At 65.3% G+C, this 17,679-nt stretch carries 13 protein-coding genes and 1 pseudogene; 3 read left to right on the top strand and 11 right to left on the bottom strand.

Going from position 1 to position 17,679, the window contains the following annotated elements; genetic code table 11:
* Positions 1-82: 82 nt before the first annotated feature.
* The 3 genes from QM741_RS08860 to QM741_RS08850 form a co-directional block, all read right to left on the bottom strand.
* A complete protein-coding gene (locus QM741_RS08860) occupies positions 83-307 on the bottom strand; it encodes a YdcH family protein (RefSeq protein WP_415207349.1) in 225 nt (74 codons plus the stop codon).
* A gap of 335 nt (positions 308-642) precedes the next feature.
* Positions 643-1,560 (bottom strand): OmpA family protein, encoded by a 918-nt coding sequence (locus QM741_RS08855; protein ID WP_415207348.1) that lies wholly within the window; start codon positions 1,558-1,560, stop codon positions 643-645.
* A 17-nt stretch (positions 1,561-1,577) separates the two neighbouring features.
* Entirely contained in the window at positions 1,578-1,970 is a 393-nt protein-coding gene (locus QM741_RS08850) for a DUF4398 domain-containing protein (RefSeq protein WP_415207347.1), read from the bottom strand.
* 114 nt (positions 1,971-2,084) lie between these two features.
* Here QM741_RS08850 and QM741_RS08845 point away from each other — a divergent pair, with 114 nt between their 5' ends.
* Positions 2,085-3,191, top strand: a complete 1,107-nt coding sequence (locus QM741_RS08845; protein WP_415207346.1) for a PilT/PilU family type 4a pilus ATPase — start codon at positions 2,085-2,087, stop codon at positions 3,189-3,191.
* Between the two features lie 64 nt (positions 3,192-3,255).
* Here the strand turns inward: QM741_RS08845 and QM741_RS08840 are convergent.
* The 3 genes and pseudogenes from QM741_RS08840 to hppD form a co-directional block, all read right to left on the bottom strand.
* Positions 3,256-4,255 (bottom strand): annotated as a pseudogene (locus tag QM741_RS08840) (fumarylacetoacetate hydrolase family protein).
* Positions 4,256-4,272: 17 nt separating this feature from the next.
* Complete coding sequence (gene hmgA / locus QM741_RS08835; RefSeq protein ID WP_415207345.1) at positions 4,273-5,571, bottom strand: homogentisate 1,2-dioxygenase; 1,299 nt, start codon at positions 5,569-5,571, stop codon at positions 4,273-4,275.
* Complete coding sequence (hppD, locus tag QM741_RS08830) at positions 5,568-6,668, bottom strand: 4-hydroxyphenylpyruvate dioxygenase (protein ID WP_415207344.1); 1,101 nt, start codon at positions 6,666-6,668, stop codon at positions 5,568-5,570. The genes hmgA and hppD overlap by 4 nt, the downstream gene beginning before the upstream one ends.
* Positions 6,669-6,807: 139 nt before the next feature.
* Here hppD and QM741_RS08825 point away from each other — a divergent pair, with 139 nt between their 5' ends.
* On the top strand, positions 6,808-7,293 hold the full coding sequence (locus QM741_RS08825; RefSeq protein ID WP_415207343.1) for a MarR family winged helix-turn-helix transcriptional regulator: 486 nt from the start codon (positions 6,808-6,810) through the stop codon (positions 7,291-7,293).
* 36 nt (positions 7,294-7,329) lie between these two features.
* Here the strand turns inward: QM741_RS08825 and QM741_RS08820 are convergent, their stop codons facing one another.
* Both QM741_RS08820 and QM741_RS08815 read right to left on the bottom strand, forming a co-directional pair.
* Entirely contained in the window at positions 7,330-8,889 is a 1,560-nt protein-coding gene (locus QM741_RS08820; RefSeq protein ID WP_415207342.1) for a peptide MFS transporter, read from the bottom strand.
* A 139-nt stretch (positions 8,890-9,028) separates the two neighbouring features.
* Entirely contained in the window at positions 9,029-9,898 is an 870-nt protein-coding gene (locus tag QM741_RS08815; protein WP_415207341.1) for a tryptophan 2,3-dioxygenase, read from the bottom strand.
* Between the two features lie 117 nt (positions 9,899-10,015).
* Here QM741_RS08815 and QM741_RS08810 point away from each other — a divergent pair, with 117 nt between their 5' ends.
* Positions 10,016-15,166 carry a Calx-beta domain-containing protein gene (locus QM741_RS08810; RefSeq protein ID WP_415207340.1) on the top strand — a complete coding sequence of 1,717 codons (5,151 nt, stop codon included), beginning with the start codon at positions 10,016-10,018 and terminating at the stop codon, positions 15,164-15,166.
* Between the two features lie 171 nt (positions 15,167-15,337).
* On the opposite strand, the gene QM741_RS08805 is transcribed toward QM741_RS08810, so the two are convergent.
* The 3 genes from QM741_RS08805 to hemB are packed head-to-tail and all read right to left on the bottom strand — an operon-like array spanning position 15,338 to position 17,442.
* Positions 15,338-15,595 carry a YkgJ family cysteine cluster protein gene (locus tag QM741_RS08805; RefSeq protein WP_415207339.1) on the bottom strand — a complete coding sequence of 86 codons (258 nt, stop codon included), beginning with the start codon at positions 15,593-15,595 and terminating at the stop codon, positions 15,338-15,340.
* 5 nt (positions 15,596-15,600) lie between these two features.
* Complete coding sequence (gene aroE / locus QM741_RS08800; protein ID WP_415207338.1) at positions 15,601-16,443, bottom strand: shikimate dehydrogenase; 843 nt, start codon at positions 16,441-16,443, stop codon at positions 15,601-15,603.
* A gap of 3 nt (positions 16,444-16,446) precedes the next feature.
* A complete protein-coding gene (gene hemB, locus QM741_RS08795; protein WP_415207337.1) occupies positions 16,447-17,442 on the bottom strand; it encodes a porphobilinogen synthase in 996 nt (331 codons plus the stop codon).
* Positions 17,443-17,679 lie beyond the last annotated feature (237 nt).

Below are 17,679 nucleotides of genomic sequence, written 5' to 3'. Positions count from 1 at the left end.
CTGCCCCCTTGCATTGGCGCTGCAAGAGCGGGCGCGGCGAATCGCGCGCCCGCGTCTTTTTCGCTGAGTGTGGCTGCCGCCGTCAGTGCATCGCCTGGTGTTGATCCCACAATTCGGTCAGCCTGTCCTTGGCGCGCAGTTTTTCGCGCTTCATCGTCATCAAGGTCACGCTGTCCATCGGCAACACACCCAATTCGGCGTCGTGCACTTTCTTGTCCAAATCTTTGTGATGCCGGTACAGGCTGCGGAACTCGGCATCGCTCTGCATCAGCGCGTCGACATCGGACTTGCGGCATTCTTCGAACATCGGCCTACCTCCTCTTTATCTGGGCGCAGGACGGCATTGCGCGGCCGTGCAGGCCGGCCTTGCGGTCGTGCGCATGGGTCAAGGAAAGGAACGCAGAGTGCACGCCGGACTGCGTCACCACGACGGGCGACAGGCAAGCGCTGGAATAGCGGGCGGCGGCACTCATGGCTTGGATGCCGGACCCGCGCTGGGGACGCGGACCGGTAAGTCCACGCTACTCCTTTGCGCCGGGCCGCGCAACCGTCGAAGCGCGGTTGGTTTCAAGCCCTTTGCGCAAAGCCTTCCGTCTTCGCGCCCATGGCGCTACGCCCGGGAGGAACGGATTTTCAACTCGACTATCGCTCGAAAAAACTTGCCGCGGCGCCGCGCGCCGTCCCGGCCTTGGCGCCGGCGCCAACCGCAGTGATGCGTTTTGCGGGCACGCCGGCCGCGACGAGGGCGGCGCGGATGGCCTGGGCTCGCTGCTGGGACAGGGCCAGGTTGGCTTTCGCGTTGCCGCCGTCGTTCGCATAGGCCTCGATGCGCACCGACTTGCCCGCAGCGGCTGTGGCGATCTTCGCGATCTGCGCGCTGCCGGCGGGCTGCAATGCGGCCTTGCCCGGAGCGAAGGCCGCATCGCCGAGCGTAATCGGCGCCGCCACCTTGGCCGCGGGCGCGGTGGAAGCGACCGGCTTGATGCCGCTCGCGGCGAGCAGCTCGGCCTCCTTGCGCGCGAGTTCGGCCTCCCGCGCCTGCGCGTCTGCGAGCTTGCGCGCCTGCGCGGCCTGCTTCTTCGCGGTCTCGGCCTGTTTGGAAGTCTGTTCGCTCTGCGTGCGCGCCTCGTCCGCCTCGGCGCGCAGGCGATCGGTTTCTTCCTGCTGCGCCAGGCTCTGGATTCGCTGCCGTTCCAGTTCGAGTCGCGCCTGCTCGGCGTCGCGCCGGCTCGCGGCGATGAGGATCTGGTCGTGCTCGCGGTCAAGCGCCTGCAGCTTGCGCTCCTGGGCGACGGACTGCGCTGCGGCCCAGGCGATGTCGACGCGCTGCGCGGCGAGGAAAACGTAGTGGTCGTGCAGCTTGCGCTTGCCGCCGAACTCGGCGAGGTTGGCCAGCGCCTGCTCGGCGAGCGCGACCTCGGCCGGCGCGAGGGCGCCGAGCGTGCGATCGTCGGCCAACTGGTTCAGGCGACCGCGCAGGCGATCGTAATCCGGATCGTCCTTCTGCGCCCACGCCGAACCCGCCACCGCGAGCAACACCGCCGCTGCAAGCAACCGCATGGTCCAATTCCCGGTTTTCATTGAAACCCCTGCTGTTCCGTCTCGGCCGGCACCGACAGATCGCTGCGCAGTTGCGCGTTCTCGCGCGTGCGTGCGTCGACGCGCTCGCGGGCCTTGCCGAGCCGCGTCCTGACCTGGGCGAGGTCGCCGGCAGCCTGAGCCTCGTCGGCGAGCTGCGCCGCCATGTCGTAATCTTCCTGCCGCATCGCCGCGCGTGCCTGGGCGAGGCGTTCCTGCGCGCTGCGCAATTCCGCCGGCGCGTAGGTGGCCGCACCGGCGTCGCGTGCGCCGTCGACGCGCCGTGCCGCCTCCTGCATCTCCGCCAGCGGCGGCTTGGTCTGCGCGCAACCTGCGGCGCAAATCGCGAAAACCACGGCCCCGAACAGGGCAATGACGCGCTGGTTTGTCATATCATTTCGCGAAGTACAAGAAGGCTCTCGGCCGGTACGCGCATTGTCCACAATGCGCAGGCACAATGGCAACGGCAAAACGACGATCGAATCGACAGGGGCAAGGCGCAACTCATGGACATCGGTTACTTCCTCAAATTGATGAACGAAAAGAATGCCTCGGACATGTTCCTGTCCACGGGCGCGCCGATCAACATCAAGATTTCAGGCGCCCTGACGCCTCTGGGCAGCGCGGCCATGCCTTCGGGCCTGGCCAGGCGCATCGCCTATTCGATGATGGACGAAGACCAGATCGCCCGCTTCGAACGCGACCTGGAAATGAACCTCGTCACCCACCTCAAGGACGTCGGCCGCTTCCGCGTCAACATCTTCCGGCAGCGCAGCGAGATCGGCCTCGTCATCCGCGCGATCAAGGCGACCGTGCCCAGCGTCGAGGAACTGCAACTGCCGCTCGTGCTCAAGGACCTGATCATGGAGCCGCGCGGGCTGCTGCTCGTGGTCGGCTCCACCGGCTCGGGCAAGTCGACCACGCTGGCGTCGATGATCGACCACCGCAATTCGAACTCGTCGGGCCACATCCTCACGATCGAGGACCCGATCGAATACCTGCACCAGCACAAGAAATCGATCGTCAACCAGCGCGAGATCGGCTTCGACACGCACAGCTACCACAATGCGCTCAAGAACGCGATGCGCGAAGCGCCCGATGTCATCATGATCGGCGAGATCCGCGATTCGGAGACGATGGAAGCGGCGATCGCCTTCTCCGAAACCGGCCATCTGTGCCTGGCCACGCTGCACTCGAACAATGCCGACCAGGCGCTCGAGCGCATCCTCAACTTCTTCCCCGAGGCCGCGCACCGCAACGTGCTGATGAACCTCGCGCTCAACTTGCGCGGCATCGTGGCCCAGCGCCTCGTCCTCGGCAAGGATGGCCGGCACCTGCCCGCGGTCGAGGTGCTGATCAACACGCCGCACATCCGCGACATGATCCGCCGCGGCCAAGTGCACGAGATCAAGGAGGCGATGGACCGCAGCCTGTCCGAGGGCATGCAGACCTTCGACCAGGCGCTGCTCACGCTCTACCGCGAAGGCCGCATCGACCTCGAGGAAGCGTTGTCGAAGGCCGACTCGCGCGACGGCCTCGCGCTCAAGATCCGCCTCGGCGAGGGCACCGAGGAGGTGCCGATGCTCGATACGTTCGAGATGCCCAACCTGTAGTCAGCGCATTCGTCTCCGAAGGCGGAGAATCAAAAAGCGGCCGTCGATGGCCGCACTTCCCGATTCAGGCGCGTTCGATCTTCTGCTCGATCGCGCCAAACACGCTGGCGCCCGCGCGGTCGAACATCTCGATGCGCACCGTGTCGCCGAACTTGAGGAACGGCGTCGACGGCTTGCCGTCGCGGATCGTCTCGAGCATGCGCTTCTCGGCGAGGCAGCAGGCGCCCCTGGCCTCGTCCTGGTTCGCGATCGTGCCCGAGCCGACGATCGTGCCGGCCGACAGCGGCCGCGTCTTGGCCGCGTGCGCGACGAGGTCGGCGAACGAGAACTGCATGTCCTCGCCGGCCTCGGGCTGGCCAAACAACGCGCCGTTGATGTGCGTGGTCAGCGCCAGGTGTACTTTTGCATTTTTCCACGCATCGCCCAGTTCGTCCGGCGTGACGAACACCGGCGACAGCGCCGAGCGCGGCTTCGACTGCAGGAAGCCGAAGCCCTTGGCCAACTCGGCCGGAATCAGGTTGCGCAGGCTGACGTCGTTGACCAGAACCGAGCAGCTGGATGTGCTCGGCCGCCTGCGCGCTGGTCGTCGCCATCGGCACGTCGTCGGTGACGACCACGATTTCGGCTTCGAGGTCGATGCCGTAATCCTCGCTCGCCACGCGCACCGCGTCGCGCGGGCCATAAAAGCCTGCGCCGACGGCCTGGTACATCAGCGGATCGACATAGAAACTTTCCGGCACCTCGGCACCACGCGCGCGGCGCACGCGCTCCACGTGCGGCAGGTAGGCGCTGCCGTCGACGAATTCGTAGGCGCGCGGCAGCGGCGCGGCGAGCGCGGCGACGGCGAGCGCGAACACGGTTTCGCCGTTGATCGTCTGCGCGCGCGCCGCATCGTTGAGCAATTCGTAGACACGATGCAGACGCGGCGCGGCGTTGTGCCAGTCCTCGAGCGCGCGCTGCAGCGTGTGCGCGATATCGGTCGCGCGCACGGCGCGGGCCAGGTCGCGGCTGACGACGACCAGCGTGCCATCGCGACCGCCTTCCTTCAGGCTTGCAAGCTTCATCGATGCGAATCCTCGGGTTATTTCTGCGGAAGGCGGAAGTGCTTCTTCAGCCCCTGCCAGCATTGGTAATAGTCGCGCTGCAGTTGCGCCGATTCCAGCGCCTGCTTCGTCGGGTGGATCACGGCACGCGTTTCGAACATGAAGGCCATCGTATCGACGATGTGATCGGGTTTCGACGTATCGGCCGCGCTCGCCTTGTCGAAACTCGCCGCGTCGGGGCCATGACCGCTCATCGAATTGTGCAGACTTGCGCCGCCGGGCACGAACCCTCCGGCCTTCGCGTCGTAGGCGCCATGCACCAGCCCCATGAACTCGCTCGCGATGTTGCGATGGAACCACGGCGGGCGGAAGGTGTCTTCGGCCACGAGCCAGCGCGTCGGGAAGATCACGAAATCCATGTTGCTCGTGCCCGGCGTGTCGCTCGGCGAGTGCAGCACGAGGAAGATTGACGGATCGGGATGATCGTAGGAAATCGAGCCGATCGTGTTGAAACGGCGCAGGTCGTATTTGTACGGCGCGTAGTTGCCGTGCCAGGCGACGACGTCGAGCGGCGAATGGTCGATCCTCGCCGACCAGAGACGACCCTGGAATTTCGCAATCAGTTCGAAGTCGCCTTCGATATCCTCGAACGCCGCAACCGGCGTCAGGAAATCGCGCGGATTGGCAAGCCCGTTCGAGCCGATCGGCCCGAGATCGGGCAAACGCAGTAGCGCCCCGAAATTCTCGGCGACGTAGCCGCGCGCTTCGCCGTCGGGCAGATCGACGCGGAAGCGCACGCCGCGCGGGATCACCGCGATTTCCTGCGGTTCGACTTCGATCACGCCGAATTCGGTGGCGAGCCGCAGGCGGCCGAGCTGCGGCACGATCAGCAGTTCGCCGTCCGCGTCGTAGAAATAGCGCCTCTGCATCGAGCGGTTCGCCGCATACACGTGGATGCCGATGCCGGCCTGCACGGCAGCGCCGCCGTTGCCGGCAATCGTCATCAGGCCATCGACGAAATCGGTCGGCTCAGTCGGCAACGGCCACGGGTCCCAACGCAATTGATTCGGCGTCGCCGGCGCCTCGTCGAACGCATTGTGGAAATTCCCGCTTTGCAGCGACGCGAACGGCTCGTGCGCCGCTGCCGGCCGGATGCGGTAAAGCCAACTGCGCCGATTCGCGTGGCGCGGCGCGGTGAACGCCGTGCCGGACAACTGCTCGGCGTAGAGCCCGTGCGCCGCGCGCTGCGGGGAGTTGCGCCCTTCGGGCAGCGCGCCGGCGACCGCTTCGGTCACGAATTCGTTGCCGAAGCCGGATTGGTATTCGAGCGCGCTCACAGCACGCCGCGCTCCATCTGCTCGCGCTCGATCGACTCGAACAGCGCCTGGAAGTTGCCCTCGCCGAAGCCGCTGTTGCCTTTGCGCTGGATGATCTCGAAGAAGATCGGGCCGACGCAGTTCTTGGTGAAGATTTGCAGCAGCAGTTTCTTCTTCGTTTCCGGATCGGCGTCGATGAGGATCTTGTTCCGCTTCATGCGCTCGACGTCCTCGCCGTGGTTCGGGATGCGCGCATCGATCACGCTGTAATACGCGTTCGGCGTGTCGAGAAACTCGATCCCGCGCGCGCGCATCGCCTCGATCGTTGCATAGATATCGTCGGTGAAGCAGGCGATGTGCTGGATGCCCTCGCCGTTGTACTGTTCGAGGTATTCGTTGATCTGGCTCTTCGGGTCGGACGACTCGTTGAGCGGGATGCGCACCATGCCGTCCGGCGCGGTCATCGCCTTCGACAAGAGGCCGGTCTTCGCGCCCTTGATGTCGAAGTAGCGGATCTCGCGGAACTGGAACAGGCGCTCGTAGTAGTCCGCCCACTTCGCCATGTTGCCGAAGTAGAGATTGTGCGTCAGATGGTCGATGAAGGTAAGGCCGAAACCACGCGGCATCATCTGCGCGTCCGGCAGCCATTCCCAGTCGGGGTCGTGGATCGTGCCCTTGTCGTCGTAGCGGTCGACGATGTAGAGCATGCAGCCGCCGATGCCTTCGATCACGGGCGCGGCGACCGCCTTCGAAGTTTCCTTGTACTCGATCGACTTGGCGCCATTCTTCAGCGCCTGCACGCGCACCCACTCGGCGAGCTTGGCCACGCGAACTGCGAAACCGCAGGCGCTCGGCCCGTGCTTGCGCGCGAACTCGGCGGCGAACGAATCGGGGTCTTCGTTGATCAGAAACGTACAATCGCCCTGGCGGTAGTTGGTGATCGGCCGCGTCTTGTGCCGCGCGACCTGGGTGAAGCCGAGATTGCGGAACAGTTCGTGCAGCTTCGCAGGTTCGGGTGAGGCGAACTCGACGAACTCGAAACCGTCGATGCCCATCGGGTTTTCGAACGTCGGTTGCGCGCCGGTTTGCTGGGAGTGCGTTTGGATTTGTGCGTTCATGCCTGCTCTCTGGACGAGTCCCGGAGTCGGAAGATTTTGTTGAAAGGTGCGGCCACGGAAGGCCGCTTCTTGATCTTGCAATCACGGATGATTGCATAAATAATAGTTTCAACTGAAACCAATTGCAAGCGAAGACGGCATGAAGAAGAATGCTCAGGACAAGCGCGACGCGGCCGGCAACGCGATTCTCGAACTCGAACAGTTCCTGCCGTATCGCCTGTCGGTGCTGTCGAACACGGCGAGCCGCGCGATCGCCGACCTGTACGAGCGCCGCTTCGGCCTGTCGATCGCGGAATGGCGCACGATGGCCGTGCTCGGCAGCTACGCCGGCATCGCCGCACGCGAGGTCGCGGAGCGCACGGCGATGGACAAGGTCGCGGTCAGCCGCGCGCTCGCGCGCCTGATCGCGGACGGCCGCGTGCGCCGGCGCACGGCCGCACACGACAAGCGCCAGTCGGTGCTCGGCCTGACCGCGAAGGGCTGGAAGGTGTATGCCGAAGTCGCGCCGCTCGCGCTCGAGCACGAAAAACGCCTGCTCGCGCATCTGAACGCCGAGGAGCGACGTTGGCTTGCGCACATCCTCGACCGGCTGTGGCAGGCGGAGTTGGAAGAGATCACAAAATAGCTTTCTGCTTCCCTTCTCCCTGCGGGAGAAGGGAAGCTATTTCGTCCCGTGCATCAGCCGGTTCACGAACGGCGAAATCGCGAACAGGACGGCACCCGCGACGAGCAGAATCCAGAACCCCTGCGTGAAGGCGCCGAGCGCGCTGGTCGTCGTCAGGCCGCCTTCGCCGCTGGCCGCGCCGGCGAAGATGCCCGACAGGTTGTCGCCGATGGCGATCGAAAGAAAATACGCGCCCATGGCGAAGCCCGCGAGTTTCGGCGGCGCGAGTTTCGTCGTCATCGACAAGCCGATCGGCGACAGGCAAAGCTCGCCGGTGGACTGGAGCACGTAGACCATGACCAGCGTCCAGAACGGAATCTTGCCCGTGTCCGGCGCGATCAGGTGCGTGAGCGTGTACATCAGCAACAGGAACGCCAGCGCGTTGAACACGAGGCCGATGCTGAACTTGCGCGGTATCGTCGGATTGGCGCGGCCCATGCGGATCCAGATCCACGCGATCACGGGCGCCAGCGCGATGATCGCAACGGAGTTCACCGACTGGAACCACGACACCGGGAAATTGGATTCGCCTGCGAGCGCCAGGAACATCCCGTGCATGCCGATGTCGCGGTCGACGATCTTGTCGGCGAGGAAGTTGAACGAGCTGCCGGCCTGCTCGAAAAAGCACCAGAAGAACACGTTGAACGCGAGGATGATGATCATCGCGAACACCTTGTCGCGCGCCACGTGGCCTTCGCGGAAGCCTTCCGCGGCCAGCATGAACGCCGGACCGACCAGCAGCAGCATCAGGATGATCTGCAGATACATCGCGTCGATCGAAAGCAGGAAATAGAACATCGGAATGCCGACCAGCACGCCGAGCGCGACCACGACCAGCACGTTGCGCATGCCGGCTTGCGCGGCTTGCGGCAGGCCGATGCCCTGCAATCGTTTGCGACCGAACCAGAACCAGACCAGGCTCAGCAGCATGCCGACGCCCGATGCGATGAACACCACGCGGTAGGCCGGCATGTTGTCGACGCCGAAGATTTTCGTCGCGAGGTACTGCGTGACCAGCGGCGACACGAGCGCGCCGAGATTGATGCCCATGTAGAAGATCGTGAAACCCGAGTCGCGGCGTTCGTCGCTCTGCGCATAGAGTCTGCCGACGAGCGTGGAGATGATCGGCTTGAACAGGCCGTTGCCGACGATGATCGTTGCCAGGCCGATGTGGAACACCGTCTCGTTCGGAATCGCGATCGTGAACAGGCCGACCGACATGATCAGCGCGCCGAGCAGGATCGAGCGCTGGTGCCCGATCAGCTTGTCGGCCACGTAACCGCCGAAAATCGCGCCGGCATAGACCAGCCCGAGATAGGCGCCGTACAACTCGTTGGCCGGCTTCTCGCCGCTGCCCTGGCCGCCGTAGAACTGCGCGACGACGTAGAGCACCATCGCCCAGCGGATGCCGTAGAACGCGAAGCGTTCCCAGAACTCCGACATGAACAGCATCCAAAGCGGCGCCGGATGGCCCAGCCTCGTTGCGAATTCGCGCCTGACTCCGTCCTCGCCGACGACCGCGCTTTTGCCGTCGAGGTCCGCCCCTGCTGCCGCCATGGTCTGCTCCGTTGAGTCCGCGCCTCGTGAAAGCGCGGCAAAAAAGAAACGCCGGATCGGCGCAAGAATGCGAAGATGTAACCGCTCCGCCGCGCTTCGTCAAACAAAACCGATGCGGCGCCGCGGAAACGACGCCGCTTCAGCGGGCCTTGGCGTGCGTGCCGATCGTCGTGCGCACCTCGAACAGTTCCGGGAAGAAAGTCAGGTCCAGCGCCTTTTTGAGGAAGCCGACGCCCGACGAACCGCCCGTGCCGCGGCGATAGCCGATGATGCGCTCCACCGTCTTCATGTGGTGGAAGCGCCAGAGCTGGAATTGCGTTTCGAGATCGACCAGGTCCTCGCACAGCGCGTACTCGCGCCAGTAGCGGTCGGTGTCCTCGTAGATGCGCTCGAACACGGGCAGGAGCTCCTTGTCCGACGCATGCGGCTGCGACCAGTCGCGTTCGAGGTTGCGCGCCGGCACCGCGTGGCCCCAGCGCGCGAGATAGCGCAGGAATTCGTCGTACAGGCTTGGCGCCTCCAGCACTTCCCGCAGCCGCGCATGCGCGGCTTCGTCGTGCCCGAACACGCGCAGCATCGCCGCGTTCTTGTTGCCGAGCAGGAATTCGACGAGGCGGTACTGCAGCGACTGGAATCCCGACGCCGGCCCGAGCACGTCGCGGAATTCGAGGTACTCCGCCGGCGTCAGCGTCTCGAGCACCGACCATTGCTCGGTCAGCTGGCGCAGCACCTGCTTGACCCGCGCGACGATCTTACCGAACTGCCAGACGCGGTCGCCGCGCAGGCAATCGATCGCGGCGACGAGTTCGTGGATCGTCAGCTTGAGCCACAACTCCGACACCTGATGCTGGACGATGAACAGCATCTCGTCGTGATGCGGCGGGTCCGACAACGGTTTCTGCGCGGACAGCAGCCGGTCGAGCTGCAAGTAGCCGCCGTAGCTGAGCCGGTCGCGCAGGTCGGTCTCGATGCCGGCTTCGAGTTCGCGGCGGTTCTCGGGTGCGCTCATGCGTCGGCCGCGCGGCGCTCACAAAAATGAACGCGGAACAAGTTGCTTGTTGTCATGTTTTCTGATGAAAATCGGAACGACTGGGGGGAGCCACATTTTCCGCGGGGTTCATCGATCATGCGAAATAGTACCTCGGCGCCACGGCGCGCCCAACTGCTCATGCTTGCCTGTGCAACCGCCGGCACGTTCGCGCGCAGGCAGCTCGCGGCCTGCGCGCTGGCAATCGCCGCACTGGTGCCGGCGGCGGCGTTCGCGGCGTCGCCAAACGTCGTCATCAGCCAGGTCTACGGAGCCGGCGGAAACAGCAACGCCACCTACAACGCCGACTATGTGGAATTGTTCAACACCAGCAGCGTTGCGGTGGATGTCTCCACCTGGTCGGTCCAGTACACCAGCGCCGCGGGTACCGGCAACTTCGGCGCCAATGCCAGTAACCTGGTCGCGCTGACCGGCAGCATCCCCGCCGGCGGCTACTACCTCGTCGCCATGACGCCCGGCACCACCGGCGCCGACCTGCCGACTGCGGACGCCACCGGCACGATCGCCATGGCCGCCGGCGCCGGCAAGGTGGCGCTGGTCACCACGCAATCCTCGCTCGGATGCAATGGATCGTCCACGGTTTGTACAGCCGAGCAACTCGCGAAGATCGTCGATTTGGTCGGCTACGGCACCGGCAGCAGCGGCGCCAATTTCTACGAAGGCAGCGGGGCCGCGCCGACGATCGATGCGACTCACGCGGACTTCCGCGCCGATTCGGGCTGCACGGACACCGACGACAACGCGGCGGATTTCGCCGCCGCCGCGCCAGCCCCGCGCAATTCCGCCAGCGCGACGCACGCCTGCTCGGCGGGCAGCACGCCCACGCTGTCGATCGACAGCGTAAACCTGCCCGAAGGCAATGCCGGCACGACCGCATTCACCTTCACCGTCACCTTGGCGGCGACGCCCGCCTCGACGGTGACGATCAACTACGCGACCGCCGACGGCACGGCGACGGCGCCGAGCGACTACACGAGCGTCAGCGGCACGCTGACGTTCGACGCCGGCACCTCGACGCTGACGCAGTCGATCACCGTCCTCGTCAACGGCGATACCAACCCCGAACCGGACGAAACCTTCACCGTGACGCTGAGCGCGCCGACCAACGCCACGCTCGCCACCGCGACCGGCACCGGCACGATTCAGAACGACGACTTCGCCAGCCTGACGATCATGCAAATCCAGGGACACGGCGCGGCCTCGCCGTATGCCGGGCAACCCGTCGTCACCGAACCGGCCAGCAGCGGTATCGACGTCGTCACCGCGGTCGACACAAACGGCTTCTTCGTCCAGGACAGCGTCGGCGACGGCGACGCCACGACATCGGACGCGGTCTTCGTCTTCACGTACAGCGCGCCGACCGTTGCGGTCGGCGACGCCGTCACGGTGGCCGGCACGGTCGCCGAATACAGCGGCTCGACCGAAATCACCTCGCCGGTCGTCACCGTACTGAGCCACGGCAACAGCCTGCCGGCGGCCTACGACATCAGCGGTTCGACGAACGACCCGACCACCGGCATCTGCACGAGCGGCGCATCGACGATCGACCCGTTGACCGACGGCTACCAAGCGAGCAATTTCGCCTGTCTCGACGGCATGCTGGTGACGATGCCGCAGGCGATTGTCAACGCGCCCACGTTCGGCAGCGGCGGCAGCGGCATCAAGGCCGACACGGTGAGCGGCTTCTACATCCGGCCCGCCTCGGTATCGCGCGTATTCCGCAAGCCCGGCCTGATGTTCCCCGCGGCACTGAACGTCTTTCCGACCGGTTACGATTCGTCGACCTACGCGGGCCCCGTGTTCAACGGCGAGCCCGAATTGGTCGAAGTGTATCTGCCCGGCCTGCTCGGCAGTACGGACATAGCCGCGTTGCCGAACGGCGGCATCTACAACTCTGAAACGCAACTTTCCGTGACCGGCATCGTGCAGGGTTATCAGGCCAGCGGCACGCATTACCCGATCTACGAGATCTATCCGCGCCCGGCCGCACAGACCACGACGCCCGACGTGATCCTCACCGCGGATGCGCCATCGTATCCGGTCCCCGTCGCCGACCCGGTGCCGGGAACGCTGACGATCGGCTCGCAGAACATGCTGCACTTCTTCAACAACACCGCCGACGGCGCCGACACATCCGCGTACAACGACACCTGCGCGGGCACCGGCTCGGGCGACACGTGCCCGACGGCCGACCAATACGCCGCGCGTTTGCTGAAGATGTCGCTGCAGATTCGCACGGTGCTTAAGGCGCCGGCAATCCAGGTCGTGCAGGAAGCCGAAAACTATTCGGTGATGCAGGCGCTCGCCGCGCAGATGACGACCGACGACGCCTCAGTGATCTATCACCCCTACCTGATCCCGGGCAACGACCCGGGCGGCATTAATATCGGCGTGCTCGCGCGCGACGACGTCACCGTGAACTCGGTCACCCAGTTGTACGAGGGCACGACCACTTCGGCCTGCAGCAGCGGCAGTTCCTGCCTGCTCAACGACCGCCCGCCGGTGCTGGTCGACGCAACGTTCAACGGCAGCTATCACGTGCGTGTGCTCGCGATCTACAACCGCTCGCTGCTCAACCTCGGCACCAACGACTACGTCGGCCAGAAGCGCCGCGCGCAGGCCGAGCAGGTCGCCTGCATCGTGCAGGCGCTGCAGACGACGGGCGCCAACGTCGATTGCGATGCGAACAATCCGGGCGCCGCGGCGGGCAATGCCCAGCAGGACGCGAGCGGCACCGTCACGAACGGCAGCTTCAACGTGGTCGGCGATGCCACCGTACCGGTCGTGATCGTCGGCGACTTCAACGCCTACGAGTTCAGCGACGGCTACGTCGACTCCACCGGCATCATCATGGGCACGGCCGACACCGATTCGACCCACAGCGTCTATCCGCCGACCGCCAGCTACATCGCGCCGAGCCCGGTGCTGTTCGACACCGGCAGCGCGGCCAATCCGGCCGATCACTATTCGTACACGTACGACGGATTCGCGCAGGAAATCGACCACATCCTGCTCACGTCCGTCGCGCAGGCCGATTTCGTGCAGATTTCCAACGCGCACGGCAACGCCGACGTGTCCTCCTCCAGCACGGACGCAACGATCGTCGACACGTCCACGGCGAGTGCTGACACCGCACGTCGCAGCTCCGACCATGACGGTCAGGTCGTCACGCTCGGCTACGTGGTCACGCCGGTCGTGAACGGCGACGGCACGATCAGCCCGGCGACCGCGCAGACCATTTCCTCGGCCAACCCGGTCGTGTTCACGGTGACGCCGAATGCCGGCAGTCAGATTTCCGTGATCGACACCTGCGGCAGCGCAGGCGCCGCCTCGGGCAGCTTCGACTCCGCGACGAATACTTACACGATCCCTGCAGGCGTGAACACGAACTGCAGCGTCACCGCAAGCTTCACCTATACAGTGACCGTGACCGGTGGCATGGGCGGCACGGTGACGGGCCCGACGCAATCGCAGGTCATCGCAGGCCAGTCGACCACGTTCACCGTCGACCCGCTAACCGGCTACGCGATCGGCTCGATCGTCGGCGACACCTGCACGCCGAGCTTGCTGAGTGGCGACACCTGGACGACCGGCACCATCACCCAAGCCTGCGCGATCACGGTGACGTTCTCGGTCAGTTCCGCGATCGACGGCAGCTGCGGCACGGCCAATGGCGGTTCGTTCACTTCGCTCGACGCGAGCAGTCCGAATCTCTGCAGCGCCGGCACGGTGACCGGCTTTACTGGCACCGGTCCGTGGAGCTGGAGTTGCGCCGGCATCGGTGGTGGCACGGATTCGGAAACTTGCTCGGCCAGCATCAAGACGTGGACCGTGAGCACGACCGGCAGCGGCGCCGGCGGCACCGTCTCCGCACCGGCTTCCACCACAGTGAACAACGGCGATTCGACGACGTTCAGCATTTCCGTCAACGGCGGCTATTCGATCGCCTCCGTCAGCGGGGATTCGTGCTCACCGAGCGTACAGAGCGGCAGCACCTGGACGACGGGTCCGATCACGGCTGATTGCACGATTTCCGTCTCGTTTGCCCGCGTTGAAGGTTTCGTACCGCTCCATCCCTCACGCATCCTCGACACGCGCACCGGCGCCCACACCAGCGACGGCCAGTTCGCCGCGGGTGGCGCGCTCACGCCGGGACAGACGTTGGACCTGACCGTGCTCGATCGTGGCGGCGTTCCCGCCAGCGGCGTGAAGGCCGTCGTACTCAATCTCACCGTCACCGCTCCCACCGCGTCCGGCCACATTACTGCGTGGGCAAGCGGTGCACAGAAACCGGCAACTTCGAACTTCAATTTCGTGGCCGGCCAGACCATTCCGAACCTGGTCATCGTCGGAGTCGGCAGCAACGGCAAGGTCTCGCTGTTCAATTCCAACGGCGGCAATACCCACCTTGTCGCCGACGTGCAGGGTTACTTCACCGATGCGGCGGATCTGACCACCGTAGCGCCGGTGCGCCTACTCGACACGCGCAGCAGTCACCCCACGATCGACGGTTTGTTCGCGGGAACCGGTGCCGTCAGCGCCGGCGACTCAGGCACGGTGAATCTCACCGTGGCCGGACGCGGCGGTCTACCCAATTCCGGCGTCAGCACGGTCATCCTCAACGTCACCGTGACCAATCCGACTGCGCCGGCACACATCACCGTGTGGCCGACGGACAATGCACGGCCGACGACGTCGAACCTGAATTTCGTGGCTGGCCAGACGATTGCCAATCTGGTCGTCTCCAAGGTCAGCGCAGACGGAAAGGTATCGTTATTCAACTCCGCCGGCAGCACCGACCTCATCGCCGACGTGATGGGCTGGTTCCCGAATGGCTCGGAACTGACTTCGCTGCAGCCCGCGCGCCTGCTCGACAATCGCCCCACGGGCACGACGGTGGACGGCCAGTTCCAGCACGGCGGACCGCTGGGTCCGCAAGCCACGCTCGACTTCACCGTCGCAGGACGCGGCGGCGTGCCGGCGAGCGGCGTCGGCGCAGTGGTCCTCAACGTGACTGTCACCCAGCCGACCGCGCCGGGATATGTGACCGTGTGGCCGACCGGAAGCGCGCAGCCGCTTGCGTCCAACCTCAATTTCACCGCGGGTCTGACGATCCCCAACCTCGTCATCGTCAAGGTCGGCGACGAAGGCAAGGTCTCGCTGTACAACTCTCAGGGCAACAGCTACGTCATCGCCGACGTCGTCGGTTGGTTCCCCGCTTCCGAATAGGGCATCTCGCGCGCTGCGGCAATCGCCGCAGCGCGCCGGTTTCGCGATCGTCGAGAAACAAATCCAGCGGCGAATTACAGTCGTTCGCCATTCGGATGCCCCTGCTCGACATCCTCGTCTCACCCCCGGTCGGCTGCCGCCGACTTCGACCCGCCGGGAGAAGGGAAGCTTCTACAACGGCGCGCTTGCCATTTCCCATGCGGCGATGGTGCGCATCGCTTCGATGGCGTCGCTGCCGCACATCTCGGGCTCGGGCTTGAGGCTGCGGCAGACGGTGGGCCGTTCCGGCATGCCGAAGATCATGCAGCGGTTGCGGGCGTCGAGCTGAATGCAGCGCACACCTGCGGGCTTGCCGTTCGGCATGCCAGGAATCGGCGAGGAAATCGAGGGCGCGACGCAGCAAGCGCCGCAGCCGATGCGGCATTCCATGACGTTCAATCCGTTGCGAGCAGCGGCAATTCGCCGCGTAGCTGGTCGTGCACCGGGTCGGTGTCCGGTCGCGTGCCGTGCCAGATGGCGAACGATTCGGCGGCCTGCTCGACCAGCATGCCGAGGCCGTCCAGCGCCTTGCCCGCGCCCGCGGCGCGCGCCCAGGCGACGAAGCCGAACGCGGCGACGCCATAGGACAAGTCGTAGCACAGCGCACGCGGGGCGACGAGGCCAAACGGCAGCGCGAGCGTCTCGCGCGCGACGCCGGCCGAGGTGGCGTTGACGATCAGGTCGAAGCTGCCGAGATCGGCAAGGTCGTTCCAGTAGCGGGTATGCACGCGCTTGGGCAGGCCGATCGAGTCCGCGAGCGCATCGGCGCGTTCGGGGCTGCGGTTGACGATGACAAGTTCGCCGATGCCGGCGTCGAGCAGGGCGTGCGCGGCCGCACGCGCCGCGCCGCCGGCGCCGAGCAGCAACGTGCGGCGCGCGCGCAGGTCCAGGCCATGGCGTCCGGTCAGATCGCGGATCAGTCCGGCGCCGTCGGTGTTGTCGCCGCGCCAGGTACTGTCGACACGTGTGAGCGTATTGACGGCGCCGGCGCGCCGGGCGAAATCCGAAACGTCCGCGCTGAAGCGGAACGCGTCCTGCTTCAGAGGCAAGGTGACGTTTGCCCCGCGCCCGCTCTCGTTGGCGAAGCGCGCGAGCGAGGCGGCGAACGACTCGGCAGGCACATCGATCGCGATATAGTTCAGGGCGATGCCGGCCTGCTTGCCGAACGCGGCATGGATGCGCGGCGACAGCGAATGCGAAATCGGATGGCCGAAAACGGCGTAGTCCGGAGAAGTCATGGATCAGCCCCGTTCTTTGAGGTAGCGCGCCGCGTCGAGCGCGAAGTAGGTCAGGATCGCGTCGGCACCGGCGCGCTTGATCGCGGTCAGCGATTCGAGCACGACGGCTTTTTCGTTCAACCAGCCGTTAAGTGCGGCGGCCTTGAGCATCGCGTACTCGCCGGAGACCTGGTAGACGAAGGTGGGCGCACCGAAGCGGCGTTTCACGCGATGGACGATGTCGAGATACGGCAGGCCTGGCTTGACCATGACCGCGTCGGCGCCCTCGGCCAGGTCGAGTTCGATCTCGCGCAGCGCTTCGTCGCTGTTGCCGACGTCCATCTGGTAGGTGTGCTTGTCGCCCTTGCCGAGGCTGCCGGCCGAACCGACCGCGTCGCGGAACGGGCCGTAGAAGCTCGATGCGTATTTGGCCGAGTAGGCAAGGATGCGCGTATGGATATAGCCGGCCTTTTCCAGCGCTTCGCGGATCGTGCCGATGCGCCCGTCCATCATGTCCGATGGCGCAACAAAGTCGAATCCGGCTTCGGCCTGGGCCAGCGCCATCTCCACGAGCGCCGCTATCGTCGGTTCGTTCATCACGTAGCCGTCGGCGTCGATCAGGCCGTCCTGGCCATGCGTCGTGTATGGATCGAGGGCAACGTCGCCGATCAGGCCGAACTGCGGATGGCGCCGCTTCAGTGCGCGCGCGGCGCGCTGGAACAGGCCATTGGGGTTCCATGCCTCGCGCGCGTCCTCGCTCTTGACCGCATCGCCGGGTGAGGGAAACAGCGCCAGGGCCGGGATGCCGGCGGCGACGCATTCGCCGGCGAGGTTTTCGAGTTGATCGATCGACAGGCGCTCGATGCCGGGCATGGAGGGAACCGGCTCGCGTCGGCCTTCGCCGTCGATAACGAACGCGACCATGATCAGATCGCTGGGCAGCAGGGTCGTTTCGCGCATCAACGCGCGCGAAAACGCGTCGCGGCGCATGCGGCGCAGACGGGTGGCGGGGTAAGGCATAGACGGGATTCCTTTTTCCGACCCGGTACGATAGTCAACGGCACGGAATTTGCAACAGCTTTTTCGTCCGAACCTGCAGCGTAATCCGAAACGGATTCGTGCGCATGCAAGGATACGGGGACGACGCATCGAACGTATTCAGCCTCGATTCGACGGCCCTACGGCATACTCTCCGAAAACCAGGATATTCATGGCGATGCCGGGCTTTTGCGGAGTACGGATCACAAGTTTCACATA

The organism is Rudaea sp., from assembly GCF_047601565.1.
In the GTDB taxonomy this organism is placed as follows: Bacteria; Pseudomonadota; Gammaproteobacteria; order Xanthomonadales; family Rhodanobacteraceae; genus Rudaea.
This window is presented reverse-complemented; position numbering and strand designations above follow the sequence as displayed.